General features: G+C 52.6%; 24 protein-coding genes. 18 read left to right on the top strand and 6 right to left on the bottom strand.

Going from position 1 to position 24,923, the window contains the following annotated elements; genetic code table 11:
• Positions 1–95: 95 nt before the first annotated feature.
• On the bottom strand, positions 96–1,139 hold the full coding sequence (locus ACXAH8_RS07920; RefSeq protein WP_475217381.1) for a hypothetical protein: 1,044 nt from the start codon (positions 1,137–1,139) through the stop codon (positions 96–98).
• Complete coding sequence (locus tag ACXAH8_RS07925; RefSeq protein ID WP_475217382.1) at positions 1,129–2,190, bottom strand: HlyD family secretion protein; 1,062 nt, start codon at positions 2,188–2,190, stop codon at positions 1,129–1,131. Before ACXAH8_RS07925 ends, ACXAH8_RS07920 begins: the two co-directional genes overlap by 11 nt.
• Positions 2,191–2,448: 258 nt before the next feature.
• Between ACXAH8_RS07925 and ACXAH8_RS07930 the strand changes: the two genes are divergently transcribed.
• The 9 genes from ACXAH8_RS07930 (at position 2,449) to ACXAH8_RS07970 (ending at position 12,820) form a co-directional block, all read left to right on the top strand.
• Positions 2,449–3,621 (top strand): AI-2E family transporter, encoded by a 1,173-nt coding sequence (locus tag ACXAH8_RS07930; protein WP_475217383.1) that lies wholly within the window; start codon positions 2,449–2,451, stop codon positions 3,619–3,621.
• A 78-nt stretch (positions 3,622–3,699) separates the two neighbouring features.
• Positions 3,700–4,065 carry a cupin domain-containing protein gene (locus tag ACXAH8_RS07935; protein WP_475191875.1) on the top strand — a complete coding sequence of 122 codons (366 nt, stop codon included), beginning with the start codon at positions 3,700–3,702 and terminating at the stop codon, positions 4,063–4,065.
• 198 nt (positions 4,066–4,263) lie between these two features.
• A complete protein-coding gene (locus tag ACXAH8_RS07940) occupies positions 4,264–5,586 on the top strand; it encodes a mechanosensitive ion channel family protein (protein WP_475217385.1) in 1,323 nt (440 codons plus the stop codon).
• A complete protein-coding gene (locus ACXAH8_RS07945; protein WP_475217387.1) occupies positions 5,583–7,196 on the top strand; it encodes a mechanosensitive ion channel family protein in 1,614 nt (537 codons plus the stop codon). The genes ACXAH8_RS07940 and ACXAH8_RS07945 overlap by 4 nt, the downstream gene beginning before the upstream one ends.
• 290 nt (positions 7,197–7,486) lie before the next feature.
• Positions 7,487–7,831 (top strand): hypothetical protein, encoded by a 345-nt coding sequence (locus ACXAH8_RS07950; protein ID WP_475217389.1) that lies wholly within the window; start codon positions 7,487–7,489, stop codon positions 7,829–7,831.
• A gap of 543 nt (positions 7,832–8,374) precedes the next feature.
• Positions 8,375–8,548: a periplasmic nitrate reductase, NapE protein gene (locus ACXAH8_RS07955; protein ID WP_411353637.1), complete on the top strand. Its 174-nt coding sequence runs from the start codon at positions 8,375–8,377 to the stop codon at positions 8,546–8,548.
• A 30-nt stretch (positions 8,549–8,578) separates the two neighbouring features.
• Positions 8,579–9,766, top strand: coding sequence for a pentaheme c-type cytochrome TorC (gene torC / locus ACXAH8_RS07960; RefSeq protein WP_475191888.1), 1,188 nt, complete (start codon positions 8,579–8,581; stop codon positions 9,764–9,766).
• A 10-nt stretch (positions 9,767–9,776) separates the two neighbouring features.
• Positions 9,777–12,242 (top strand): trimethylamine-N-oxide reductase TorA, encoded by a 2,466-nt coding sequence (gene torA / locus ACXAH8_RS07965; RefSeq protein ID WP_475217391.1) that lies wholly within the window; start codon positions 9,777–9,779, stop codon positions 12,240–12,242.
• The gene (locus ACXAH8_RS07970) at positions 12,239–12,820 is read left to right on the top strand and encodes a molecular chaperone TorD family protein (protein WP_475217392.1); all 582 of its coding nucleotides are present in this window, start codon (positions 12,239–12,241) and stop codon (positions 12,818–12,820) included. Before torA ends, ACXAH8_RS07970 begins: the two co-directional genes overlap by 4 nt.
• Before the next feature lie 595 nt (positions 12,821–13,415).
• On the opposite strand, the gene mgrA is transcribed toward ACXAH8_RS07970, so the two are convergent.
• From mgrA to ACXAH8_RS07990, 4 genes are all read right to left on the bottom strand, one after another.
• Positions 13,416–14,447: an L-glyceraldehyde 3-phosphate reductase gene (mgrA, locus tag ACXAH8_RS07975; protein ID WP_475217569.1), complete on the bottom strand. Its 1,032-nt coding sequence runs from the start codon at positions 14,445–14,447 to the stop codon at positions 13,416–13,418.
• Positions 14,448–14,888: 441 nt separating this feature from the next.
• Entirely contained in the window at positions 14,889–15,950 is a 1,062-nt protein-coding gene (locus ACXAH8_RS07980; protein WP_475217394.1) for a YeeE/YedE family protein, read from the bottom strand.
• A gap of 42 nt (positions 15,951–15,992) precedes the next feature.
• A complete protein-coding gene (locus ACXAH8_RS07985; protein WP_170380040.1) occupies positions 15,993–16,301 on the bottom strand; it encodes an ArsR/SmtB family transcription factor in 309 nt (102 codons plus the stop codon).
• Between the two features lie 100 nt (positions 16,302–16,401).
• Positions 16,402–16,776: a hypothetical protein gene (locus ACXAH8_RS07990; protein ID WP_475217396.1), complete on the bottom strand. Its 375-nt coding sequence runs from the start codon at positions 16,774–16,776 to the stop codon at positions 16,402–16,404.
• An 80-nt stretch (positions 16,777–16,856) separates the two neighbouring features.
• Between ACXAH8_RS07990 and ACXAH8_RS07995 the strand changes: the two genes are divergently transcribed.
• The 9 genes from ACXAH8_RS07995 to ACXAH8_RS08035 all read left to right on the top strand — a co-directional run bounded on the left by ACXAH8_RS07995 (position 16,857) and on the right by ACXAH8_RS08035 (position 24,922).
• Positions 16,857–17,597: a cytochrome c biogenesis CcdA family protein gene (locus ACXAH8_RS07995; RefSeq protein WP_475217398.1), complete on the top strand. Its 741-nt coding sequence runs from the start codon at positions 16,857–16,859 to the stop codon at positions 17,595–17,597.
• A gap of 14 nt (positions 17,598–17,611) precedes the next feature.
• Positions 17,612–18,190: a thioredoxin family protein gene (locus ACXAH8_RS08000; RefSeq protein ID WP_475217401.1), complete on the top strand. Its 579-nt coding sequence runs from the start codon at positions 17,612–17,614 to the stop codon at positions 18,188–18,190.
• Between the two features lie 131 nt (positions 18,191–18,321).
• On the top strand, positions 18,322–18,798 hold the full coding sequence (gene soxX, locus ACXAH8_RS08005; protein ID WP_475217403.1) for a sulfur oxidation c-type cytochrome SoxX: 477 nt from the start codon (positions 18,322–18,324) through the stop codon (positions 18,796–18,798).
• 46 nt (positions 18,799–18,844) lie between these two features.
• On the top strand, positions 18,845–19,261 hold the full coding sequence (gene soxY / locus ACXAH8_RS08010) for a thiosulfate oxidation carrier protein SoxY (RefSeq protein WP_475217405.1): 417 nt from the start codon (positions 18,845–18,847) through the stop codon (positions 19,259–19,261).
• Between the two features lie 34 nt (positions 19,262–19,295).
• A complete protein-coding gene (gene soxZ, locus ACXAH8_RS08015) occupies positions 19,296–19,625 on the top strand; it encodes a thiosulfate oxidation carrier complex protein SoxZ (protein ID WP_170380046.1) in 330 nt (109 codons plus the stop codon).
• 70 nt (positions 19,626–19,695) lie between these two features.
• Entirely contained in the window at positions 19,696–20,541 is an 846-nt protein-coding gene (gene soxA, locus ACXAH8_RS08020) for a sulfur oxidation c-type cytochrome SoxA (RefSeq protein ID WP_170471064.1), read from the top strand.
• Positions 20,542–20,628: 87 nt separating this feature from the next.
• On the top strand, positions 20,629–22,326 hold the full coding sequence (gene soxB / locus ACXAH8_RS08025; RefSeq protein WP_475217409.1) for a thiosulfohydrolase SoxB: 1,698 nt from the start codon (positions 20,629–20,631) through the stop codon (positions 22,324–22,326).
• Between the two features lie 24 nt (positions 22,327–22,350).
• A complete protein-coding gene (gene soxC, locus ACXAH8_RS08030) occupies positions 22,351–23,613 on the top strand; it encodes a sulfite dehydrogenase (protein ID WP_475217411.1) in 1,263 nt (420 codons plus the stop codon).
• Complete coding sequence (locus ACXAH8_RS08035; protein WP_475217413.1) at positions 23,597–24,922, top strand: c-type cytochrome; 1,326 nt, start codon at positions 23,597–23,599, stop codon at positions 24,920–24,922. Before soxC ends, ACXAH8_RS08035 begins: the two co-directional genes overlap by 17 nt.
• Position 24,923 lies beyond the last annotated feature (1 nt).

Genomic DNA, 24,923 nt, shown 5'->3' on the forward strand with positions numbered 1-24,923 from the left:
GCTCGTGAGATGTGTCATGAACTAGTCGCCATGCGCCATAATCCAGCTCATCAAAATCGGAGCTCTCTTGTCCGACTTACTTGGATTGCTGAATCTTAAGTGGTTTTGCTCACGCGTTCAGGGGCTAACCGGTCCACGATTGCAAAAGCTAAACTGAGGTAAGCGAATGCCGCGCCGAGTTGCCATAGTCGGAAGATCATTTTGGTTTGAGCGTCGTCAGAAAACGGCATTAGTGTTCCTCCGATCAAAATCAAAAAAGCGGTGATCGCGGAAACTATGCGCGTATCACCGGCAATGAACTGACGAGAAAACCAAACCAATGCAGCAAACAGTGTTACCAAAACGAAAGGCAGAAATGGAACCACGACCAACAATTCATAAACGAGCACAGCGGCAATACCGCCAATTACGTTTGCAGTGAGCATATCCCGACTGGCGCGACTTTGCGAACTTGTATCAGCTACAAACTGGGATGACTGAATAGCGACGAAGACCAGCACAAAGGGTGTAATAAAATCAAAAACGAAAGCACAAAAAACAAATGGAATGACAACCGCAGCAAGACGGAGCATTTGTAGTTCTGTATCAGTGACGTTTGTTTCATCAACCGCTTTTTTTGTCCCTTGCTCAGATGCATCGAGTTCAGGCAAGATCAGGAAAGCCAGCCACGAAACGATCATGGCCACTGCCACATTGGCAATTAGCCAATAGGCGATGGTCCCAGCGAGTTCCGGATCCATTCTCGCAAGGAACGGAACAAGAAGTGCTGCGATGACCGCGAAAACCGAAAGCAACAAGTCGCCAGTTTTTATTTGCAATCTGTATGCGAGTAAAACACCGAGGCAAACAAAAACTAAGAAAACAACAGGATAGGGAAGAAACCAGATAGATAAACCCCACGCGAGCAAAAGGATTGCTGCCGATTTCGTCAGCAGCGCAATCCCATAGGACACTGGCACCGGCGTTAGGCCGAGTGTAAACAAAGCCGCGAAAACCGATCCAATAAAAGCGAGTTGCAAGTTAGTGACTATGCCGAGGGAAAAGACGATCCAAGGGGCGAGCGCCAACCTAAGTCCATGACGAACATTCTCGGGAGGAGTTATTTGCGCCAAAGAGTGTTTGTCAGCATCAGTAGGCATAGCTCAACCACGAAACAACGCGGATGTATGCGTTTCCTATCGCATTCAACAGCGAGTTTCCTGATGTAAAAACAATTACATCAGCCTGCCCGTTCAAAAGAAACATTACGTCATCGTCCTGATCACCGGTCTCATACCCAGGCAGGACTATGCGCACAGGGTAACGTTGCGCCGCCCTCAGCCAACCCGAGTCGGATGGTGGGCGAGGCAGTCCATCTTGAGTTGGGTTTCCCAAAGAGGCTGCTCCTGTAATGCTCTCGACGCGTCCAACAAGGACACGTCCCGGATGGGTATCAAGAACTACTTTTGCCGTGTCTCCGATTGTAAGATTCCCCAGATTGTTCTCTTTCAGATAGGCTTCGACCCATACATTGCGGGCGTCCACAAATGTCATCAATGGTTGCCCTGCCTGTGCGGAAGCTCCCTCTGAAATCGTCAAATCTGCCACGCCGCCTTCTGTCGGAGAACGAAGCTCGGTATAGGCAAGATTGAGTTGAGCTGCCGCCAGATCGGCCAATGCGGCTTTTATTCGCGGGTTTTCTTCACCGTCAGAGCCAAGGTTTTGTCGCGCGCGTTCCAGTTCCGCTCTGGCAACATCGACCGCGGCCTCGGCATCTGAGAGGGCGGTTCGTGCGTCGTCTGCTCTAGCGGTCGCAATAAGCCCTTTTTTTTCCAGTTCCAAAACTCTGGAAGACTGAAGTTGGGTGTTTTCCAGCTCGGTCTGGGTTCGGACCAACTGCGCTTGAGCCCGCTCCACTTCGGCTGAACTCGCGCCAACTTCCTGAGTTGCGCTTTCAAGTTCCGCTTCAGCCCGGGTTAGGCTGATTTCAAAGGGGCGGGGATCAATTCGAGCCAATAGTTCCCCTGCCTCAACAAACGAAGCATTCGCAATCGGCACTTCAATCACTGTCCCCGAAACCTTGGGGACCACCGGGGTAACGATGGCCTTGACGCGTGCGTTCGAAGTGAATGGAGTGTTTCTGTCGGCTGCCAGATACCAAACCAGAATTAAAACAGCGATTGCTGTAGCGGTTCTGAATAGAGTCTTCATGGAAATCAAAATTCAAACTCCCGCGCTCGCTGAATAGATTTGAGAAGCATCCTTCGAGAACGCATTCGGCAGTGCAACGCAAGATTTGGCTGAATACTGACCAAAATAGCTCCCCCTATTTTTGAGCCTGAGGTTCACATCGGAATTCCGCTCGATACTAGCGGTTAATCCTAAATTTAGTGACGCGGGCCGGAATGCATACTCGACTCAATCTAATATATAGATAACATTGAATGAAAGACGAAAGAATGAGCTGCTTTGCTTTGGGTCTCGACCGAATTCGCGACCTGCACGAAGAAGAAAATGGGGGATCCAACTTTGAAGCGGGAAACAGATCAACTGAGCAAGGCCATTTCAGAGGCACTGACGTCATCGCTGATACAGTTTTCAGTAATTGCCTTCATCGTTTTGGCGTGCACCTGGGCATTCGCGCCTTTTCTGCCAATTATGCTCTGGGCTTTGGTTTTAGCCATAGCCCTTCAACCGGTTTACCTTGCGTTGAAGGCAAAGATGGGTGGCTCTTCAGGACGACCTGCCACCGTTTTGGTTCTGGTTGGTCTTCTTCTGATTGGAGTTCCCACAGTCTTAATGGGCAGTGCATTTGCAACACAGCTCATTGTGCTGGCTGAAGGTTTGTCCGAAGGTACAATCAAAGTGCCTGCACCTTTTCAGGACGTTGCCGAACTTCCGTTAATTGGTGAGAACCTTCACGAGTCTTGGGCGGCGGCCGCAACAGATCTGCCAGCGTTCCTTGAGAAAATGGCTCCTCAACTAAAATCTTTTGGCGGCTGGATCGCAGGCGTCGCGGCGGGGACTGCTGGCGGTGTCTTCAAACTTCTTGGTGCCCTCATTGTCGCCGGAATCATGCTGGCCTGGTCTGAAGAAGGTAGTCGAGCGATGGGCCGGATTTTCTCGCGGTTTGCGGGGCCAGAAAGAGGTCTGGGGCTTCAAGATCTAACGACAAAAACCGTTCGCTCTGTGGCCGTTGGAATTATCGGGATTGCGTTTGTGACCGCATTCCTGCTTGGGATCATTTTCTTCCTTTCAGGAATTCCGGGCGCCGGGATCCTGGCTGTTCTCGCTCTATTGTTTGGGATCATGCAAATCCCCATTACGTTGATCGCCCTGGTTGGTGTTGCTCTGCTTTGGTCCACCGGTGGAGATAATTCGTCGGTGTTCAATGTAATTTTCACGGTCTTAATGATTGTAGGAAGTATGGTGGACAACATTTTGAAACCAATCGTTCTCGGGCGGGGTCTGGATGTCCCTATGCCAGTGATACTGATTGGGGCTCTTGGCGGAATGATGTCAGGGGGTTTTCTGGGAATGTTCATTGGTGCCTCTTTTCTGGCCGCCGGTTACCAGCTGTTTATGGGATGGGTCGATGCAGGCTCGGCTGAGAATGCGTCCCCAGACGTTCAACCGAGATAGCAAAACCGATTTGACGACGGCCCGAGATAGATGCCTGACATCAATCAATGTGGCTGGACTGTCTGAAAGGATTCTTAGATGCAGATCTATACTTTGCGTGAAGATGAAAACGGTGGAGCAGTCTTCGGACAATCAAAAAAGACGCTGCGCGGCAACGGCAACATGATGTCGGACGTTTCGACTTTGGTATCTGATGCAGAGAGTTGCGAACGGTATTTCTTTGCGGAGCTGCCTCCGGGAACATCGACTGGATTTGCCCCGGCTACGCGAACTCAGCTTTGTGTATGCCTATCCGGGCAGCTTGAAGTAGAGGCGTCAGGCGATGAAAAGCTGGAACTGGGACCCGGAGATGTTCTGTGGTTGGACAACACGTCAGGGAGTGGGCACGCGTATTCGGTGAAGAGTGAGGAACCCGTAAAACTTCTGATCGTTCAAACAGATTGACCGCCCGGCGCAGGCAATCGACGATTTGCAGTGAATTGGTAATCCGCTTTTTGAACAACTGTCCTTCCGAACCAAGTGGATGTGAAGCTGTTTTTTCAGACGGTATTTGTCACAACAGAATATTCGATTTTGGATATAAAAGTGGATTCATGGCGGCCCGGTATGTTCTCCTTAGCGATTAAAGAGGGGGATGGATAAATGAGACGACTATTCAATATCGGGCCAGTTTGGCTATTTCTTTGCATAGTGACCCTCACAGGCGCTTTTTCTGCCAACGCCCAAGAGACGACGGATGCGCCGGAAGCCGTCGAAGTAGAGCAAGACGAACTTCTTGATGAGGTCGTTGATACATCCATTTCGGGCGAAGATTTGGAAATTCTACTTGTCCCGCTAACCGCGGAAGAGCTTTCCGAAGTCGCAGGCACTTGGCAAGGTATTGTGCGCTCGCAACTCGAAGAGGTCGCTCAGATTAGTCTCGGCCTTCGGACAGCAAGTGGGAAGCAAGAAGACGACCTCCGGTCACAATTGGCGTCCTTAGGTGACACGGGATCGGCGCTTTTGAACAACTATCGGTTGGTGCTTGAGGCGTGGACATTGAAAGGGGCCAAGGCAGAAGACCTGCAACCCCATACCGATTACATCCTTGCATTAAAGGCAGGGGCTCTCAAAACAACTGACTTTCAGACACTATTTCAAAATGCTTGGGCCTGGTTGTTCTCCTGGGAGGGAGGTGTGGGCCTTTTGATGGCTATTTTGGGTGTTTTGCTGGCCGTCTGGGCCATGATGTTTGTCGCCCGAATGGTGCGCCGCGTCACCGAACGCGGTTTAGAAAAAAATCCAACTATTTCGAGGATGCTGAAGAGATTCATCGCCACAGCAGTTTTCTGGGCTGTGTTCGTTCTTGGGATGCTCGTGGTCTTGGCCTTGTTTGGAGTGAACGTCACTCCGCTTTTTGCCGTTCTTGGTGGCTTGTCTTTCATCTTGGGCTTCGCGCTTCAGGAAACCCTAGGCAACCTTGCGAGTGGTCTGATGATCATGGTTTTGAAACCATTTGATACCGGCGACTACATTCAAGTCGGAGGATCATCCGGCTTCGTGGATGAGATGTCTGTGGTTTCAACGAAGATACGTACATTTGACAACCAAATCATTATCGTCCCGAACAGTAAGATTTGGGGCGACGTGATTACAAACGTCAGCGCCTCAGAAGAACGCCGGGTCGATTTGGTGTTTGGCATCGCCTATTCAGACAACGCGGCGCAAGCAATCGACGTTCTCAAAGAACTGGTTTCGAAACACGAGCTCTGTTTGAAGACACCCGAGCCTGAAGTTTTCGTGGGTGAGTTGGGAGACAATTCTGTCAATATTTTCTGTCGCCCCTGGTCCAATTCGAACGACTATTGGACGGTCTACTGGGATCTTACAGGTCAAGCGAAAGAACGGTTTGACGAAGAGGGAATCTCGATACCTTTCCCACAGCGCGATGTTCATCTGATACCCGTAGGGGGAGCAAGTTCATGAAAGCTTTTGCCATTTGGTTTACGACTCTCTTGTTTGCGAGCAGCGTTGCGCTCGCACAGTCAGAGGAAATTCTCACTCCACCTGAAAATGAAGAAAGCTCCGAGTTCATTGCTCCAGTGATTGTCGATGGAGAGGAGTTGTTCGTCGTTCGTGGTTCAAGTGCCCTTCCAGCAACTGAGCGGGCCGACAAGGTAGCTGAGCGCCTTTCTGAGGTCGGCAGCGCTTCACAGAGTTCGAGCGTAAATGTTGAAATCACAGACTCTGAGTTCGGTAAACTCATTAGAGCCGATGGCCAGATGATTACAACGACGACCCAAGCGGATGCCGAATACGAACAGATGGACGTCGAGAGTTTGGCCGCACTACAGGCCGAAGCGATTGAAACCGCGATCCTGCAATATCGCGAAGCGCGATCCAACGAGGGCCTAGTCGACAGTGCAATTGCTGCCGTTGCATGGACAGTCATTTTTGCTCTGGTTTCATATGCGTTCTTCGCCAAACGACGCAAGCTGTTGGACTACATTAGAAGAAACTTAGAAAAGAGAGCAGAAGGGTTTGAGGAAGCCACAAAATCGATACTGAGAAGCAAGGCTATCGCCGCCATCATCGTTTACGTAATCCACGTTTTGATGTGGGTCTTCTTCCTCTTTTTCTTTTACTACTATCTTTCCCTTGTTCTGCTTTCTTTCGCGCAAACGCAGGGCATAGCCCAAATCCTGTTGAAATATGTCAGTGAACCGTTGGTCACTGTGGTTTTGGCCATTGTCGGATACATTCCCAATCTGATCATGCTTGCGATCATCGCTGCGGTGACCCGGCTGGGAATCCGAGGCCTCGACCTTTTATTTGAAAACATTGAGAGCGGCGCCTTTGAGCTAAAGGACTTCGAGGATCATTGGATTGCCCCAACAAAAATGCTGTGTAGGGCCTTGCTCATTGTTATCGCGTTGGTTTTTGCGTATCCATACATTCCCGGATCCGGCTCTCGCGCCTTCCAGGGTTTGACTATTCTTGCCGGCATCATGGTGTCGCTGGGATCCAACACTGTCGTTTCAAATATGATGGCCGGTCTGTTTGTCATCTACAGACGCAGCACCAACGTGGGTGATCGAATTCAGGTCGGTGACAAGATCGGCGACGTAACAGAGATCAAACTGATGGAAACACTCATCAAATCGATCAAAAACGAGATGATAAGTATTCCAAATGCCCAGCTGCTGAATTCCGAAGTTGTGAACTACTCACGAAAAGTGGATGGTCGGGGGCTATTGGTGCACACGACGGTGGGGATTGGCTACGAGGAGCCTCCCAAGAAAATCAAAGCGATGCTGATTGAGGCGGCACACCGAACTCAAGGGCTGAGAAAGAGCCCGGAGCCATTTGTGCTTTGGACCCAGTTGGCAGACTACGCGATCAACTATGAAATCAACGCGTACACTTCTCGTGGATCGAGTTTGCCAAAGATTTTGTCGGATCTTCGTGAGAACATTGTCGATGTTTTTAATGAAAACGAAACTCAAATAATGACTCCGTCTTACATCGCCGATCCGCCGGAACCCAAAATACCTTCAGCTGATTGGGATGGTGAGCTTGCTCACATATCTGATTAACAACTCGTAAGGCTCATCTATGAAACTTCAAATACGCAACACCGCCGTCGTCGGATTGGATTGGATTGGATTGATTGACATTGGGCAATGGTTAGAAACAAACAAGTAATCTTAAGAACTCAGCGACGCTCCGAATGATCAAGTGGGTACTTTCCGCGACTGTATTGCTTCTTCCCGGGTTTGTTCATGCAGCCGGGATGGAACGGTGGGGTGAGGCTGGCGACTGGACAATCCTCATCGATCCAGAAAAAGGCAACGGTTGTCTTGCGCGGAGAGCCTTTGAAGACGACATGACAGTAGAAATTGGCGCTGCACCCAACCAGGCTGGCGGCTTTTTTGCCGCCTACAATCCGGCCTGGGTTCAAGTCGAGGACGGTGCGACAGGCATAGTAAGATTTGATTTTGGTGATGCGCAGTTCGAAGGTGAGGCCGTAGGTGTCTACAAGAATGGCGTGCCCGGTGGCTACGCCTTTTTCGACAACCCGGCGTTTGTAACCGAGTTTGGAAAACGCCAAAGCGTTACTATCATTGGCGAAAGCGGAACCGAAGTCGAACTCGATTTGAGCGGATCCGCAAAAGCCATTGAGGCCGTTCTAGAGTGCCAGGCCGAACAGCCAGAACCGCTGAAGAATTAGGTTGCGACCGACTACTGCAATTGGTTGATGTCTGGCACGCAAGGTTGCCTGCCTACTGGCATTGCATCAGCGCCCTCTGGAGCCTTGTTCCTAGACCCACCCACATCCAGCTTGAACTTCGGTGATGAAAGCTGGCCTGTCACATCAAATGGCCAAGCGGTGCGGGACAGAGGTTTGCCGACACGTCGTGCCTCTGCTCATATCGATTTTGTATCGTTCACCCAATCTACCTGCCCACGGGCCACCAACTGAACTGAAGCTGTTTCAATGACGATGGAGTTTGTGCTTACCCGCCCGGTTTCAAAGTTAATAGGGGCCACGACGCAAGAGATGTCGGTGTAACCTTGAAGCTAACAAATTTGCACATCTTGATGATAGTATACTAAAAATTTAGCCTGCACGACCATCGATACTGTGTTGATCAAGTTGGCCTCGGCCTGGCCTATTGGGTGCGACATTCTGACATACCGTTTGTTTAAATCATGAATGCCTATGATGGTAACATTGCCGTGATTGTACTCATCTTAGCCGAGTGAGATAGCTATGACAGACCAGTACGTCAGCAGTTCGAAAGGCGCAGCCAAACGTGAGTGGCTGTCCTTCTTGTTTATCACTTTAATTCTACTGCCCGGAATTACAGTGCTGGGAGTGGGGGCTTACGGTTTTACTGTTTGGATCCTTCAAATGATCTACGGCCCACCAACTGGTTCTCTATAACCCAGAAAATGAACCGAGGAGCACGTTTTCATGTCTCTGAAGTCCACATTGTCGTCATTTTGGAATACGGTTTCGCGACCCGCCACAACGATTAGTCTTGGCGTGATCAGTCTTGGTGGCTTTATAACCGGGATAATTTTTTGGGGCGGGTTTAATACCGCTATGGAGTTTACCAACACAGAAGAGTTCTGTGTTTCGTGCCACGCGATGCGTGACAATGTTTATGTTGAGCTTCAATCTACGGTTCACTGGGAGAACCGCACAGGGGTGCGCGCCACATGTCCTGATTGTCATGTCCCACACGAGTGGACCAACAAAGTTGCCAGAAAAATGCAGGCGTCGAAGGAAGTATGGGCGGCCGCTTTTGGCACCATAAACACCCGTGAAAAGTTCGAAGCGCGACGCGCAGAACTGGCGAAACACGAATGGGCTCGGCTGGAGGCAAATAACTCTCTCGAATGCCGGAATTGTCATGACTATGACAGCATGGATTGGGATGCCATGTCGGCCGAAGCGCGGTTTTACATGGAGCCGGCTGCTGCATTGAATACGGGCTGCATTGAGTGTCATAAAGGCATCGCCCATCACCTGCCTGACAATGTAGCGGTCGGCAGCCCAGCAATGGCCAAGCTCGAAAACAAAGCCAATTCAGGCAGTGTATCCGTCGGAGAGGACTACTTCGCAATTCGCGACATCCCAGTTTATGACAGCGCCGAAGGTGCAGAGCCGGTTGGCAACCTAACACTTGGTGCTGCCGTCGAAATTCTGGATGAAAGTGGTGACCGCGTTCAGGTTGCACTTAAGGCGTGGCGAAAAGACAAAGGCTTCGGGCGCGTAATATTTGACGAATTTGGGCATAATATTCGGGTTGCCGTTTTGTCTAAGGATACGGCTCAGAACGCAGAGCTGGTCAAGGCTTCCGCTCCTCAGACTGACGAAGCGACGGGGCTTGATTGGGCCCCTGTCACAGTAACGCTCTGGTCGGACAAACAAGGATACGTGGATGAGATAGACGAGCTTTGGACTGTGGCTGAAGAAAGCTATGCTGCCAATTGCTCCACGTGCCACGCACAACCCGATCCGGATCACTTCGGCACCAACTCATGGCCCGCACAGTTCAATGGTATGGTTGGATTTACAAACATGGATGAAGCTCAGGCCAATTTGGTACTAACCTACTTGCAAAAGCATTCCGCCGATTACGGCGGCTCTCACTGAGGAGAAACCAATGTCCACGCGCCGTGATTTTATGAAAGGCACTGGGGCGGCTGGCTTATCCGCACTGTTGGGTCCCAGCCTTCTTAAACCGGCCGCCGCCAGCGCCGAGCAGTTGACATCGGCCGGTGTTTGGAAAACATCGGGTTCACATTGGGGTGCAATTGAAGCCCTGGTAAAAGGCGGGCAAGTTACCGAAGTTCGCCCACTCGCCGACGATCCGCACCCGACCGATATGGTGAACGGCATCCAAGGCTTGATCTATTCGCCATCCCGAGTCCGCTACCCGATGGCTCGTGCAGAATGGCTCGATAATCGTAAGGACGCTGACCGGACTACAAGGGGCGACAATCGTTTTGTTCGCCTTACCTGGGACGAGGCTCTAGACTTGTTTTTCGAAGAGATGGAGCGCGTTCAGATTTCTCATGGACCTTCTGGACTGTATGCCGGGGCAACAGGTTGGCGGCAGACCGGTCAGTTCCACTCCTGCATCAATCACATGAACCGCGCCGTTTCGATGTATGGCGGGTATGTCAAAAAAGCGGGCGACTATTCGACCGGTGCCGGCCAAACCATCCTTCCTTATGTGCTGGGCTCCACCGAAGTATACTCCCAAGGCACTAGCTGGCCGCTCATCTTGGACAACGCCAAGACTGTTGTCTTCTGGGCAAATGACCCGCTTAAAAATCTGCAAGTCGGCTGGACATGCGAAACGCACGAAACTTTTGAGTACTTTGATCAATTACGGGACAAAATCGCTGCGGGAAACATCCGGGCGATCAGCGTGGATCCCGTGCGTACGAAAACGCAAAAACACATCGGAGCAGAGCAGCTTTATATCAACCCGATGACGGATGTTGCCTTCATGCTGGCGCTAGCTCACACGCTCTACACTGAAAGCCTGCATGATGAAGAATTCCTGAGCGTCTATACGCTCGGGTTCGAACCATTCATAGCTTACGTTATGGGCGAGGCGGAAGATGGTGTCGAAAAGACGCCTGACTGGGCAGCACCAATTTGCGGTGTGCCAGTCGATAAGATCAAGGAGTTTGCCCGACTGCTTGCATCAGACCGAACGCAGCTAATCTTCGGTTGGTCTGTACAACGCCAACAGCATGGTGAGCAACCTTATTGGATGGGCGCGATTATAGCAGCCATGCTAGGACAAGTTGGGCTTCCTGGCGGTGGTATCAGTTATTCTCATCACTATAGCGGCATTGGCGTAGCACCATCTGGCGCTAACATGCCCGGAGCATTTCCTCTGAATTTGGATATTGGAGTTGATCCCGTGCGAACGGATGACAACTTCCTTGGTGCCAGCAGTACAATCCCTGTCGCCAGATGGATTGATTGCCTGATGAATCCTGGCGGGACGGTAGAACACAACGGGCATATGGTTACATATCCGGACATCCGAATGGCCATTTTCACCGGATGTAATCCGTTCCATCATCATCAGGACCACAACAAGATGCGGGTGGCTATCCAAAAGCTGGAGACCATCGTCGCGATTGACTATGCGTGGACTGCTACATGTCGACACGCTGACTTAGTTCTGCCAGCCTGTACGCAATTTGAGCGTAACGATATCGACAGTTATGGTTCATACTCACGCTCAGGCGTGATTGCGATGAAGAAACTGGTCGATCCGCTGTTCCACTCGAAAACCGATTTTGAAATCTTCTCTCTGTTCTGCCAGCGCTTTGGTCGTGAAGAAGAATACACCCGCGGCTGGGACGAAATGGAATGGGTCGAGAGCCTCTATGAAACGACCCGAAATGCAAACGTGGGAAGTTATGAGATGCCTCCCTTTGAAGAGTTTTGGGAAACGGGAATGGTTCGGTTTGAGAGGGGCGAACCCTGGGTCAGGCACGCTGATTTCCGCGAAGACCCGGAAATAAACGCACTTGGAACGCCTTCTGGTTTTATTGAAATCTCCAGCCGCACTATTGGTAATTATGGCTACGATGATTGCGGCGAACATCCTAAGTGGATGGAAAAAATCGAGCGATCTCATGGAGGCCCAGGGTCAGAAAAATTTCCGCTGTGGCTACAATCCTGTCACCCTGATCAACGCCTTCATTCGCAAATGTGTGAGAGCGACCCGTATCGCGCAACATATTCAGTGCAAGATCGAGAGCCTGTGTATGTGAACCCAGAAGATGCGGCAGAACGAGGAATTGAAGACGGGGATATCGTGCGTGTTTTCAATGATCGTGGTCAATTACTTGCTGGTGCGGTTCTGAGTGAAGATTATCCGCGCGGCGTTATCCGCATTCATGAGGGTGCTTGGTACGGGCCAGTCGACGCTACACCCGGTGCCCTCGATACGTATGGTGACCCTAACACAGTCACATTGGATGTAGGGGCTTCAAAACTGTCACAAGCGACTTCAGCCAATACCTGTATTGTTGAGATGGAGAAGTTTGAAGGAGAAGTTCCACTAGTGACCGCTTTTGGTGGGCCGATTTCTATATGAAAGATGTTTCTCCGGAACTGATGCGCTTTCTGTCGAATGCGTTTGCCCAAGAACTTGACGCGGCAACCATCGCCGCGTGCCACAATGGTGTCGCAGACCAACTATTGCGTGATCTACCCCAAGCAGACCGACTGATCGAAGAAATGAGGACTTGGTCCGACACGCTGCAAACGCAAAAAACGCTCGCAACGAGCTATGGAAGTGTCTTTCTTTCTGGTGGAAGGGAGGCCGCTCCGCTCTATGCTTCCGCGTGGCAAGGGAACGGGACACTTATGTCCACCCCTCATTGGAGAATGCAGTTGCTGCTAAAGCAAGCTGGCAAAGAAGTAGCCACTGGTTTTTCGGAGCCTGCTGATCACCTCGCCGTAATGTTGGAGTATCTCGCGTTGTGTTTGGAAAGGCATCATGGGACAATCGACGCCGCACAATTTGCTTCCGACTACATATTGCCTTGGTACTGTGCCTTCGCGACAAAGGTGCACGGGCATATTTGGTCCGCTCCGTTTTATCAGTCACTTGTATCGTTTACAGAATCCGTAGTGGAACAATGCATGTTGGTTTCGGAAGCAACTAAATAGATTTCGACCTGTCAACTGGGACAGTTTCGCGAAATCTGATCAACTAAATGAAGTATCCAATTGCAGCTGTGCAAACTTTTGGGCAAATCGTGCAAAGTTATGCGCTGCGTGATTGTCTGCATTGGCGATGAATTCAAACATTTTTTGGCTTAGTCGTTGCGGCTATGGCCCTTTGCGTTGCTCAATCCCGCTTAGGGCCTCCCCAATTCGCGAGCGTAGGACACAACTCTTCGAGAACCGGGGATACATTCTTGACGTGATCAAAAAAAGCATTGAACGGGAGCGAGGGCGCACCGAGGCGAAAAGGCGGCATGTGGTTGATGCCCCGGGTCTGTTCCAGTTGTAGCTGACAAGAGGCGGGCGAGCCGGATGAAATTCCGTTTCGTCCGCGCTCCCGACATTCGTCCCTCATCAATTCATGCTGCTGCAGCGAATGGTAGTTTGGGAGGCCCAAATTGCAGAAGAGTGGTTCATTGGCCAATGAGCATATTGGGCCGATGGCTCATGTTAGCAGGTAGGCCGAACCAAAAACGTTCAATCCGCCAAAGATCGCAAGCGTCAAAGGACTAGGGTTTTGCGTACGTTCTAAGGATGGTCACTCTGTTTCTGACGAGCGCGCCCACAAATTGATATCTTCTTCTGAACTTATTTGATCGATCTTTCTCAGTTCGTCAGCACTGAAGTCGAGATTATCAACGACGCCTGCGCAATCTACGATCTGTTCCGGCCGGGACGCTCCAATCAGAGCGGTCGTCACCCGTCCACCTCTGAGCACCCAGGCCAGCGCCATTTGCGCCAGAGTCTGCCCGCGTGCCTCAGCCATGTCGTTCAGAGCACGGACACTTGCCAATGACCGCTCGTTGATCATGCCATCGAGCAATGACTTCCCTTGCGTGGCACGGCTGCCACTCGGAATATCGGTCAGATATTTGGAAGTCAGAATGCCTTGTGCCAGCGGCGTGAACGCAATCGACCCAACCCCAAGATCATCCAGAGTATCGAGCAAGCCGTCCCGCTCCACCCACCGATTGAGCAGATTGTAAGAAGGCTGGTGAATCAGACAAGGTGTCCCAAGGTCGTTGAGAATTTTCACCGCCTCGCGCGTGCGTTGGGAGTTGTAGCTCGAGATACCTGCGTAGAGCGCGCGGCCCGATCGTACGATATGATCCAACGCGCCCATTGTTTCTTCGAGCGGGGTATCGGGGTCAAAGCGGTGGGAGTAAAAGATGTCGACATAATCAAGCCCCATGCGCGCGAGTGATTGGTCACAGGACGCAATCATGTACTTGCGTGACCCCCATTCTCCATAGGGTCCCGGCCACATGTCGTAGCCTGCTTTGGAGGAAATGATCAGCTCATCCCTGTAACCCGCGAAATCCGTTTTGAGGATCTCGCCAAATGCCTCTTCGGCCGATCCGGGTGGCGGACCGTAGTTATTCGCCAGATCAAAGTGAGTGATCCCATGGTCGAACGCAGCCCGACACATTGCTCGCTTGTTTTCGTGCGTCGAGTCCGCTCCAAAATTGTGCCACAGCCCTAGGCTGACAACAGGAAGCTTCACTCCGGACCGCCCACATCGCCGATACACCATCCGCACATAGCGGTTCGGCTCCGGGGTGTAGGGAATGGGTTTTGGCTTTGGCGGTCTTTGAGCTTTGGTCATGCGCACATAATCAATGGATTGTCGGGCCTGTCAAACGGATCACCTCCAGCAAGATCGACGCGATCTCATATTCGTCCTGGTGGTTAGCCTTGCTCTACGTGTGAAAGATTTCACGATCCGATCATTCGGATTCATCGCCAACTCTCAAACGCAGCGAATGTCTCCTATGGTGAACCACACCGCAGCGATAAGCAAAACAAACGGGAAGGTTTTGAGGCGTAAACCGGAAGTTGAGGGTCTGTCGTTTAGACATCGGCGGCTTGCACCGCGATGGTCATCTGACTTTTCGAACTGCTAACGGGCATTGTTTGCGGACTATTTGTCCTTCAAAAGCGATCGGTTTCTCAACAAGAGAGAACTACTGAAACCGTCCTTCACACGTGAATTCTTGTTTGAACTGTGACGTCAACGCTCAGTTATGAAGGACAGCCCAGACACGAGTTGTTTCAACCCAATCGCCGCGCCGGCGAAGATGGCAGCGAATGTTACGGGCGCGCTGTAGGCCAAAAGTGAGAAGGCAGATATACCTTGCCCGACGCTGCAACCGACCGCGATGATCGCGCCTGGCCCCATAATCGCCGCGCCGAGCATCTGACGCTTGAGTTCACGTGGATCCTCGCATGCTTCCCATCGGAAATGACCTTTCGACCAGGACCCCAAAAATGCGCCAATGAGAACGCCGGAAACTGATCCGACCGCAAAGGACAAAGTGTTTCCGGAGGCCGTCATTAGGTAGAATATTGTGTCACCAAGAGGCGCAGCGAAGGTATGGGTTTGAACTGGCTCACCGTCGAAACCGTGCGTCGCCACCCAATTCGTACCGAGCCACCCAGATACGATCGCCAGTCCAACTACAGATCCCCAGAACACCTGTGCGGGAGTTCGGCGGAAACGCTGGTTTGCCAAGGCGAAAATCACCAATGCAACGCCAATAACGGAGCCAATGAGCCAAGCTGGGATAGAGGTCAGTTGTTCGGCAAGGAAGCTGATGCTTTGGGGGCCACTAAGACCCATCTCCTCGGGGAAGACCCAAACGCGCAAATAGGCCAAGGGCCCGGACATGACAACGTAAGCAGATAGACCCATGATCAATACTATGACGAATGATCGAAGGTCGCCGCCCCCAAGCCTTGCCAGCGCGCCATAGCCGCAGTTTCCGCTGATGGCCATTCCGTAACCGAACATGAGGCCACCTACGATCGACCCAATTGGGTTCCAGGTCTGTGCAAGATACCTTGTTCCAACAGGGTCCAGCCACCCGAAAGCCATAGCCAAGTGGCTGCCGACAATTGCTACGCCGATCGCAATTGCCCACATGCGCAGCCGCCGGTCGTCATCTGCGTAAAGGTAGTCTTCGATTGCACCCAGCGTGCAAAAACGGCCAATGCGTGCGGCCAAGCCCAACACAATGCCACCGATCAAACCGATCAGGGCGACGGTGTTGGCGTCTCCCAATGCTTCAAACATTGCCAGTCTCCTCCCAAAGCTGGCGGGTATTTTTGGCGGCTTCTACTTTTCTCTGCAGAATAGATCGTAGACGACTTCCAGAATCTGTGTCGATCGATCATCCGCCAATCTGTAGTAGATCGTTTTCCCCTCGCGTCGTGTTTTGACCAAGCCCTCGAAGCGCAGGCGAGATAGTTGCTGAGACACGGCGGCCTGGCGTGCCGAGAGCATTTCTTCCATCTGCGTGACAGATTTTTCACCCGAAGACAGGTAGCACAGGATCATCAAGCGCCCTTCATGGCTGATTGCCTTGAGGAAATTTGACGCCGTCTGAGCATTTTCCATCATTCTGTCCAGGTCTTCGGCGCACATGTCCTTGGAGAACACAGGCAGTTTCGAAGATTTGTCCAACAAGATCGCCTCGCTTTCATGGCTTCACGCATTCGAAACAGTTTATTTAATCCGCCACATTTTATCCAGAGGTCTCAATCGGCACCCCAGCGTCACGCAGCAAAACGCCCAGCAACCCCCAGAAAAAATCTTCGCCGGGATAGCCTTCGATCCGTCCAACCTCTTGGCCATTGTCCAGCAGAACAAAGGTTGGCGTGTAGTAGAGAGGCCGCTCCAACGCGATGCCTTTAGGCATAGCTGCGTGGATATCGATGCGTTGAAGTGGCGCGGCATGTCCTTCGGGTGTCTTGGGATATATCTCCGAGACTTCAGTGTCCCAACGTGCGCACCACATACACCCATCTTCTTCGGCCATCAGAAGCGTCATTTCTGCCCGTGTTATCACCGGAGAAACAAGCATCGTGATTGTAAGCAAAAGCAGAAGTAGGTGGCGCATCTTAAGCTCCGATTGACCGCAGTGGCATATCTTTACTATTTTGAATATGTGAATGATAGCGTGCCAGGACAGGTTTGACCATGCTCGACATTACATTTGCAGGAGCTTTGGTCGCAGGACTGCTGTCTTTCCTGTCACCCTGCATCCTACCTATCGTGCCGTTTTATCTTAGCTATCTGGCCGGCGTCGGGATTGATCAGATATCTGCGGGGTCAACACTTTCCGCCGGCGTTCGTCGCAGGGCAACGCTTTCTGCAATAGCGTTTGCAGCTGGGATCATAACGATCTTCATGGCACTGGGGGCGACAGCTTCGATCTTCGGGCAGCTGGTCCGAGAGTATTTCGACATCCTGCGCTGGATTGCAGCGGCCATCATCATTGCGATGGGGCTGCATTTCCTGGGGGTCATTCGCATCGGGTTCCTGTATCGCCAATTTCGTGCGGACGTCGGTGAAACATCAAGCGTAAGCCTTGTTGGGGCATATGTTCTTGGATTGGCATTTGCTTTTGGCTGGACACCCTGTGTTGGGCCTGTGCTCGCTGCGATCCTGTTTACAGCGGCCGGAACCGAGACGGCTTGGCGTGGAGCGGTGCTTCTATTCGTCTACGGGGTTGGAATGACCGCACCGTTTGTTCTGGCGGCCTTTCTGGTCCGCCCTTTCATGCAATGGATGGCGCAGTTCAGAAAGCACTTGCCCCTCATCGAAAAGGCCATGGGTGGCTTTCTGGTGCTCTTCGGCATCCTCATCGCAACCAATTCCATCAACTACATCGCACAATGGATGCTCGACCATATGCCTTGGCTCGCAGCCATTGGATAATCCGGGAGGAAGACATGAAACGAGTTTTGTCAGTATTGATCGCGTGTCTGATTGGCGGGGCAGTTTCCGCCGCTGAACTGGGCGACGACGGTTTGCATAAAACGCCGTGGATGCGCGACACGTTCAAAGACCTCCGAGAGGATCTAGAAGAGGCCTCAAGCGAGGACAAAAGGCTTGTGTTATTCATTGAACAACAAGGCTGCATCTACTGCAAAAAGATGCATGAAGAGGTGTTCCCCCAGCCTGACCTTGCAGCGTTTATCGAAGAGAACTTCTTTGTCGTCCAACTGGATTTGCATGGCAGCACCACCGCTACCGACTTTGACGGGGAAGAAAATGAGCAAAGAGCGCTGATGCGAAAATGGGGGATTCTGTTTACCCCGACGCTTGTTTTTCTGCCGGAAGAGGTGCCGGAGGGCGCGACAGCCATCGATGCTGCGGTCGCTGTTATGCCCGGAGCGTTCTCAAAGGGAACAACCTTAGACCTTTTCACCTGGGTCGATGAAAAGCGATATGAGCTTGATAACGGTGAAGATTTCCAACGGTATCATGCGCGGCGCATTCAAGAGCGAAACAATATTTCTCAAGATTGAGCGCTGCCGTTATAAATAAAAAAATTCATTATTATGAATTTAATGTTGCGATAAGCAGTACTCGTCGACTACGGTACACAAAGGCTTTGGGTCGCAAGGCGCCGTCGGCGCGTTAGCAAATGGGAGGGATCATGAAGCTGAGACTCTTAACATTGGTCTGCGCATTGACGGGCGTTGCTGCATATGCGGCAGATACAGATCCGCAGGACGTAACCTATGACGACTATGGTGCTATTGAGGCTTCGTTGACCGGTGCTGCTGGCGACGCGGCTAATGGCGCGCTCATCGTTGGTGACAAGTCAAAAGGCAACTGCGTCGCGTGCCACGCGGTCACGGTTTTGGCAGACATCCCGTTCCACGGTGAAGTCGGCCCGATGCTGGATGGTGCCGGTGATCGTTGGACCGAAGCAGAGCTTCGAGGGTTGGTCGCAAACGCAAAGATGACATTTGAAGGCACGGTGATGCCAGCTTTCTACAAGGATGACGGCTATATCCGCCCGGGTGACGCCTATACCGGAAAAGCTCCAACCGCGCCTTTGACGTCGATCCTGACAGCGCAGGAAATCGAGGACGTGGTCGCGTTTCTTGCGACCCTGAAAGAGGAATAGTCGCGCATTTATGCGTGAATTTTCGAAGTTTCAAAGGAGATTGAAAATGGAACTCTCTCGCCGCGAGACACTGGCCCTTGGGCTGGGCGCCGCGTTCCTGACAATTGTGCCGCTACGCGCAAATGCAGCTGCTGAAGATGCCATCGCGGCATTTACAGGCGGTGCAGATGTGGCTGACGGCGGTGTTACATTGACCGCACCGGAAATCGCAGAAAACGGCAATACCGTACCAATCGAAGTCAGTGCTCCGGGCGCAGCTGCAATTCTTATCGTGGCTGCAGGTAACCCCGAACCGGGCGTTGCAACTTTCAATTTCGGTCCGTTGGCTGCTGAACAAGCCGCATCAACCCGTATTCGTCTTGCCGGAACGCAGGATGTCATTGCCGTGGCGAAGATGGCAGATGGCAGCTTTGCCAAAGCGTCCGCGACCGTAAAAGTGACAATCGGCGGCTGCGGCGGCTGATCGCCACGCGCCCTGAAGAACAGGAGACTAACCAATGGCATCCGGTGTTAAACCCCGCGTCAAGGTTCCAAAGACAGCCGCTGCTGGAGAAACCGTTACGATCAAGACATTGATCAGCCACAAGATGGAAAGCGGCCAGCGCAAGGACAAAGAAGGCAACGTCATCCCGCGTTCGATCATTAACCGTTTCACCTGCGAGTTTAACGGAGAAATGGTGGTTGATGTGACGATGGAGCCGGCGATTTCGACCAACCCGTACTTTCAGTTCGAAGCGACTGTACCCGAGGCCGGTGAGTTTGTCTTCACCTGGTACGATGATGACGGCTCTGTCTACGATGAGAAGAAAACGATCGAGATCGCCTGACGGCTCGACGACTAAGGCAGATCAGCGCGGGTCCGAGGAATTGGCGCTGATCCACCAAGGGAGGAACGCAATGAATACCAAGGCAATTACGGCGATCGCGGCAATTCTGGTTTTCCCGGCTGCAGCGATGGCTGGACCGGACGAAGACAATCTCACGATCAATGATGAGCTGGACATGACCTCGGTCACTGAAGCTCCGGCACATCTGGAAAATTTGGACACAATCTATTCGGGTTGGCATTTTCGCACGGATGAAACGCAAGCGCTTCAAATTGATGACTTCGACAATCCTGCAATGATCTTCGTCGATCAAGCCGCCGATCTTTTTGAGACCGTTGATGGCGCCGCTGGCGAGAGCTGTGCTTCATGCCACGATGGGGTGGAAAGCTTCAAGGGATTGCAGGCGTCCATGCCGAAGGTGGATGCCGAAACCGGCAAGCTGGTCGTCATGGAAGATCTGATCAACAAGTGTCGTACGGACCGCATGGAAGCGGATGCCTGGAAATGGTCCGGGGGCGATATGCAAGGCATGGTCGCTTTGATTGGTCTGCAATCACGTGGATTGCCAATGAATGTCGCGATTGATGGCGATGCCGCCCCGTACTGGGAGCAAGGCAAGGAGATGTATTATACCCGCTATGGTCAGCTGGAGTTGAGCTGTGCCAATTGTCATGAAGACAACTGGGGCAACATGATCCGTGCTGACCACCTGAGCCAAGGTATGATCAACGGGTTCCCGACTTATCGTTTGAAACAGGCCAAGCTGATCTCGCGCCACAATCGTTTCCGCGGCTGTATTCGCGATACGCGGGCGGAAACTTTTGCCGAAGGTTCGGACGAGTTTCGCGCGCTTGAGCTGTATGTGGCCTCTCGTGGCAACGGGCTTTCAGTCGAGACTCCTGCTGTACGTCAATAACGAACGAGCCGCGCGGGCGTTGTCCTGCGCGGGTTTTTCGTGCAAATAACATTCACACATTTATATGTGATATAGGAAAGCTGATAGATGATTTCTCGACGTGACTTCTTGCAGGTTTCAATGGCAGCCTCGGCTCTCTACGGGGCATCCGGGTTTGGCAACTGGGCCAGGCTTGCCGCGCAGCAAAGCCTAACGCAGGATCAATTGCTGGAGTTCGAGACCTTCGGCAATATCAGCTTGATCCATGTCACCGATATTCACGCGCAACTCAAACCGATCTATTTCCGCGAACCTGAGATAAACCTTGGTATTGGCGATGCGCGAGGGCAGATGCCGCATGTCACAGGGGCGGCTTTCCGCAAGGCCTATGGGATCGAAGATGGGAGCCCGTCGGCCTATGCGCTGACCTACAATGATTTCTCCGCGCTGGCCAAGACCTACGGTCGGGTTGGTGGATTGGACCGCGTCTCAACTGTCATCAACGCCATTCGTGCTGACCGTCCTGATGCCCTTCTACTGGACGGGGGCGATACCTGGCACGGTTCCTACACCTGCTATCAGACTGCCGGTCAGGACATGGTCAACGTCATGAACGCGCTGAAACCCGATGCTATGACCTTCCATTGGGAGTTCACGTTGGGCAGCGACAGGGTTAACGAAATCGTTGAAGGTTTGCCCTTTGCAGCCTTGGGTCAAAACATCTTTGATGCCGAATGGGATGAACCTGCAGAATTGTTCCAACCCTATAAGTTCTTTGATCGGGGCGGTGCAAAGGTTGCTGTCATCGGGCAAGCGTTTCCTTACATGCCAATCGCGAACCCAGGCTGGATGTTCCCAGAATATTCATTTGGTATCCGGGATGAAAACATGCAGGCCATGGTCGACGAGGTTCGCGATGCCGGTGCCGATGTCGTTGTTGTCCTCAGCCACAACGGCTTTGACGTGGACAAGAAGATGGCAGGTCGGGTGCAAGGGATCGACGTGATCCTCAGCGGTCACACCCATGACGCACTTCCCGAGCCGGTCCTGGTCGGACAAACGCATATCATCGCGTCTGGCTCGAACGGAAAATTCGTCAGCCGCGTCGATCTCGACGTGAGGGACGGGCAGATGATGGGGCTGAAGCACAAGCTGATCCCGATCTTCTCAGACGTCATCGCTCCTGATCCTGCGATCACCGCTATGATAAATGATCAGCGCGCGCCGTACGAGGCTGCGCTGAGCGAGGTGATTGGCAAAACGGATTCGTTGCTCTACCGCCGCGGCAATTTTAACGGCACGTGGGATGACCTGATTTGCGATGCCCTGATCAATGAGCGTGAGGCGGACATCGCGATGTCGCCTGGCGTCCGTTGGGGGCCCTCGATCCTGCCGGGGCAAGATATCACGCGCGAGGACATCTGGAACGTCACATCGATGTCGTATCCCAATGCCTATCGCACGGAAATGAATGGCGAATTCATCCATGTAATCCTCGAGGATGTCGGTGACAACCTTTTCAATCCCGACCCTTACTACCAGCAGGGCGGCGATATGGTCCGCGTTGGTGGGCTTGGCTACCGCATCGATGTGACCAAACCACAAGGGCAGCGGATCAGCGAAATGACCCTGCTCAAAACGGGTGAAGCGATTGATCCATCGAAGACCTACGTCGTGGCTGGTTGGGCCAGTGTCAACGAAGGCACCGAGGGCCCGCCGATCTGGGATGTCGTCGAAAACCACATTCGCAACCTTGGCACCGTCACGGTCCAAGAGAACAGCAGTGTCGATGTTGTCGGCGCTTAAGAAACAGATGGAGACCTAAGAGATATGGATGACGCGTTCAAACCGTCCCGCCGGGCCTTCCTGAAAGGCAGCGCCGCGGTCGCCGCAGGGTCCGTTGCAGGGGCAGCAGCGGCAGACACGCCCGATCCACTGATAACAGAGCTTCAGGATTGGGCGTCTTATACGGGTGCCGGTGTCGATGAGTCACCTTATGGCCTGCCGATCAGTTTCGAATCTCATGTCGTTCGGCGCAACGTGGAATGGCTGACCGCCTCTCCGATTTCGTCGATCAACTTCACACCGATCCACGCGCTTGATGGTACGATCACTCCGCAAGGATGCGCTTTTGAGCGTCACCATTCCGGCGCGATAGAGCTGCGCAAAGAGGATTATCGCCTGATGATCAACGGGCTGGTCGATCGCCCGCTTGTATTTACTTACGACGACATTGAGCGGTTCCCGCGCGAAAACCATGTGTATTTCTGCGAATGTGCGGCAAATACCGGTATGGAGTGGGCGGGTGCGCAACTCAACGGCGTCCAATTTACGCACGGCATGATTCACAACATGGAATACACCGGTGTTCCGCTGCGTACGCTGTTGCAGGAAGCAGGCGCCGATATCTCACCTGACAAATGGGTCTATGTTGAGGGCGCAGATGCGTCATCCAATGGCCGCTCTATCCCGATGGAAAAAGCACTGGATGACGTGTTGGTGGCTTTCAAGGCAAATGGTGAAGCACTGCGCATGGAACACGGTTACCCCGTGCGGCTAGTTGTTCCTGGCTGGGAAGGCAACATGTGGGTCAAGTGGCTGCGCCGCATCGAAGTTGTCGATATGGCGGTCGAAAGCCGTGAAGAAACATCAAAATACACTGATGTCTACGCCGATGGCACAGCCCAGAAATGGACGTGGGTGATGGATGCAAAATCCGTCATCACCTCACCCAGCCCGCAAATGCCGATCAAACACGGACCGGGACCCTTGGTCATTTCCGGGCTTGCCTGGTCAGGCCACGGACAAATTACGCGGGTCGATGTGTCCAAGGACGGTGGGATCACCTGGGAGACGGCGCGCCTTGGCAAGCAGGGCGACAGCAAGGCTTTGACGCGCTTCTATCTCGACACGAACTGGGACGGAGCACCAATGCTTTTGCAGGCCCGGGCAATAGATGAGACCGGCTATGTGCAGCCGACCAAAGACCAACTGCGCGATAAGCGCGGAGAAAACTCTGTCTACCACAACAATTGTATCCAGACTTGGTACGTGAGCGCAGAAGGGATCGCCGAGAATGTCGAAGTCTCTTAGTCATGTTTTCCTGCCTGTATTCGGCGGCACGGCGTTGGTGCTTGCGGCGGCAGTGGCTATTGCGAACCGGAATTACGGCCAATCGCAGATAGAAACCTTGGAAACCCGGATCAGTCAGGTTGAGGCGCATGCAGCTACAGCCCAGGAAAACGCGCAAGCAGAGGCCAGCCGGGCAGCCGAACTGGCGGCCAAGGTCGAAGAAATCCAGACCGCAGCGGCCGAACGGATCGCAAACGGGATGAACCTGACCGCGCCTGCGCCCAGCAGCGAGGGCACATACGGGCTTGGGCGCCCCGCGCTGGAGCAAGAGATCGCAGCCTGGGACGTTGACGTATTGCCCGATGGGCGCGGTTTGCCGGTTGGATCAGGCGATGTCTGGACCGGAGAAGAAGTGTTTGTCGATCGCTGTGCGTCCTGTCACGGAGAGTTTGCCGAAGGCGCCGACAATTGGCCTGTTCTGGCCGGCGGTTTCGACACACTTGCCGACGAAGATCCTGTGAAAACTGTTGGGTCTTATTGGCCGCATTTGTCGACTGCTTGGGATTACATTTCCCGCTCAATGCCGTTTGGTGAAGCGGGCACTCTTACGGCGGATGAGACCTACGCAATCGTCGCCTACATCCTTTATTCCAATGATCTGGTGGATGACGACTTCGTTCTTAATAACGAAAACTTCGCCGAATTCGAGATGTACAATATGGACGGTTTTGTCGTCGATGTTCGACCCGAGACGGAATACGCGGAATGGCGAGAGGAACCTTGCATGGAGAACTGCAAGACAGAGGCAGCGGTTACTATGCGTTCTGTCTTTCTGGTTGAGACGCCACCAGAAGGCGGTTCGAATTCGGTCATGAATGAAGCCAGCGCGGACGGGTTACCGACGTTTACGGTGGAAGGGCCCTCGTTCATTCCGGCCGCAGCGCCAAAGCCTGAGGAAGAAGCCGCCGCAACACCGGCTGTTCAGGAAATCGACGAGGCTGCCCAGACTACGGAACTATTCGCAGCCGGTGAGAAGGTCTTCAAGAAGTGCAAATCCTGCCATCAGGTTGGTGACGGTGCAAAGGACAGTACGGGTCCCGCGTTGAACGGAGTTATCGGAGCCAACGCAGGTTCGGTTGAAGGGTTCAAATACTCCAAAGCTATGAAAACAGCTGCCGAGGCTGGTCTTGTTTGGACCGAAGAAGAAATGGCGGCCTTCCTGGCAAAACCAAAGGACTACATGAAGGGCACACGCATGTCCTTTGCTGGGCTTAAGAAACCAGACGATATTGAAGCCGTGATCGTTTACCTCAAGTCGTTCGGAAGCTGAT

The organism is Ruegeria sp. ABV3_008 (assembly GCF_056161185.1).

What these genes read in the sequence shown, in the direction of transcription:
- ACXAH8_RS07955 (WP_411353637.1), top strand. Translation starts at nt 8,375, where the DNA reads ATGACAGACCAGTACGTCAGCAGTTCGAAAGGCGCAGCCAAACGTGAG.
- soxA (WP_170471064.1), top strand. Translation starts at nt 19,696, where the DNA reads ATGAATACCAAGGCAATTACGGCGATCGCGGCAATTCTGGTTTTCCCG.
- ACXAH8_RS07990 (WP_475217396.1), bottom strand. Translation starts at nt 16,776, where the DNA reads ATGCGCCACCTACTTCTGCTTTTGCTTACAATCACGATGCTTGTTTCT.
- ACXAH8_RS08000 (WP_475217401.1), top strand. Translation starts at nt 17,612, where the DNA reads ATGAAACGAGTTTTGTCAGTATTGATCGCGTGTCTGATTGGCGGGGCA.
- soxZ (WP_170380046.1), top strand. Translation starts at nt 19,296, where the DNA reads ATGGCATCCGGTGTTAAACCCCGCGTCAAGGTTCCAAAGACAGCCGCT.
- ACXAH8_RS08035 (WP_475217413.1), top strand. Translation starts at nt 23,597, where the DNA reads ATGTCGAAGTCTCTTAGTCATGTTTTCCTGCCTGTATTCGGCGGCACG.
- soxC (WP_475217411.1), top strand. Translation starts at nt 22,351, where the DNA reads ATGGATGACGCGTTCAAACCGTCCCGCCGGGCCTTCCTGAAAGGCAGC.
- ACXAH8_RS07950 (WP_475217389.1), top strand. Translation starts at nt 7,487, where the DNA reads ATGACAGTAGAAATTGGCGCTGCACCCAACCAGGCTGGCGGCTTTTTT.
- ACXAH8_RS07925 (WP_475217382.1), bottom strand. Translation starts at nt 2,190, where the DNA reads ATGAAGACTCTATTCAGAACCGCTACAGCAATCGCTGTTTTAATTCTG.
- ACXAH8_RS07920 (WP_475217381.1), bottom strand. Translation starts at nt 1,139, where the DNA reads ATGCCTACTGATGCTGACAAACACTCTTTGGCGCAAATAACTCCTCCC.
- soxX (WP_475217403.1), top strand. Translation starts at nt 18,322, where the DNA reads ATGAAGCTGAGACTCTTAACATTGGTCTGCGCATTGACGGGCGTTGCT.
- ACXAH8_RS07985 (WP_170380040.1), bottom strand. Translation starts at nt 16,301, where the DNA reads ATGTGCGCCGAAGACCTGGACAGAATGATGGAAAATGCTCAGACGGCG.
- ACXAH8_RS07980 (WP_475217394.1), bottom strand. Translation starts at nt 15,950, where the DNA reads ATGTTTGAAGCATTGGGAGACGCCAACACCGTCGCCCTGATCGGTTTG.
- ACXAH8_RS07970 (WP_475217392.1), top strand. Translation starts at nt 12,239, where the DNA reads ATGAAAGATGTTTCTCCGGAACTGATGCGCTTTCTGTCGAATGCGTTT.
- ACXAH8_RS07995 (WP_475217398.1), top strand. Translation starts at nt 16,857, where the DNA reads ATGCTCGACATTACATTTGCAGGAGCTTTGGTCGCAGGACTGCTGTCT.
- soxB (WP_475217409.1), top strand. Translation starts at nt 20,629, where the DNA reads ATGATTTCTCGACGTGACTTCTTGCAGGTTTCAATGGCAGCCTCGGCT.
- soxY (WP_475217405.1), top strand. Translation starts at nt 18,845, where the DNA reads ATGGAACTCTCTCGCCGCGAGACACTGGCCCTTGGGCTGGGCGCCGCG.
- ACXAH8_RS07940 (WP_475217385.1), top strand. Translation starts at nt 4,264, where the DNA reads ATGAGACGACTATTCAATATCGGGCCAGTTTGGCTATTTCTTTGCATA.
- torC (WP_475191888.1), top strand. Translation starts at nt 8,579, where the DNA reads ATGTCTCTGAAGTCCACATTGTCGTCATTTTGGAATACGGTTTCGCGA.
- ACXAH8_RS07945 (WP_475217387.1), top strand. Translation starts at nt 5,583, where the DNA reads ATGAAAGCTTTTGCCATTTGGTTTACGACTCTCTTGTTTGCGAGCAGC.
- torA (WP_475217391.1), top strand. Translation starts at nt 9,777, where the DNA reads ATGTCCACGCGCCGTGATTTTATGAAAGGCACTGGGGCGGCTGGCTTA.
- ACXAH8_RS07935 (WP_475191875.1), top strand. Translation starts at nt 3,700, where the DNA reads ATGCAGATCTATACTTTGCGTGAAGATGAAAACGGTGGAGCAGTCTTC.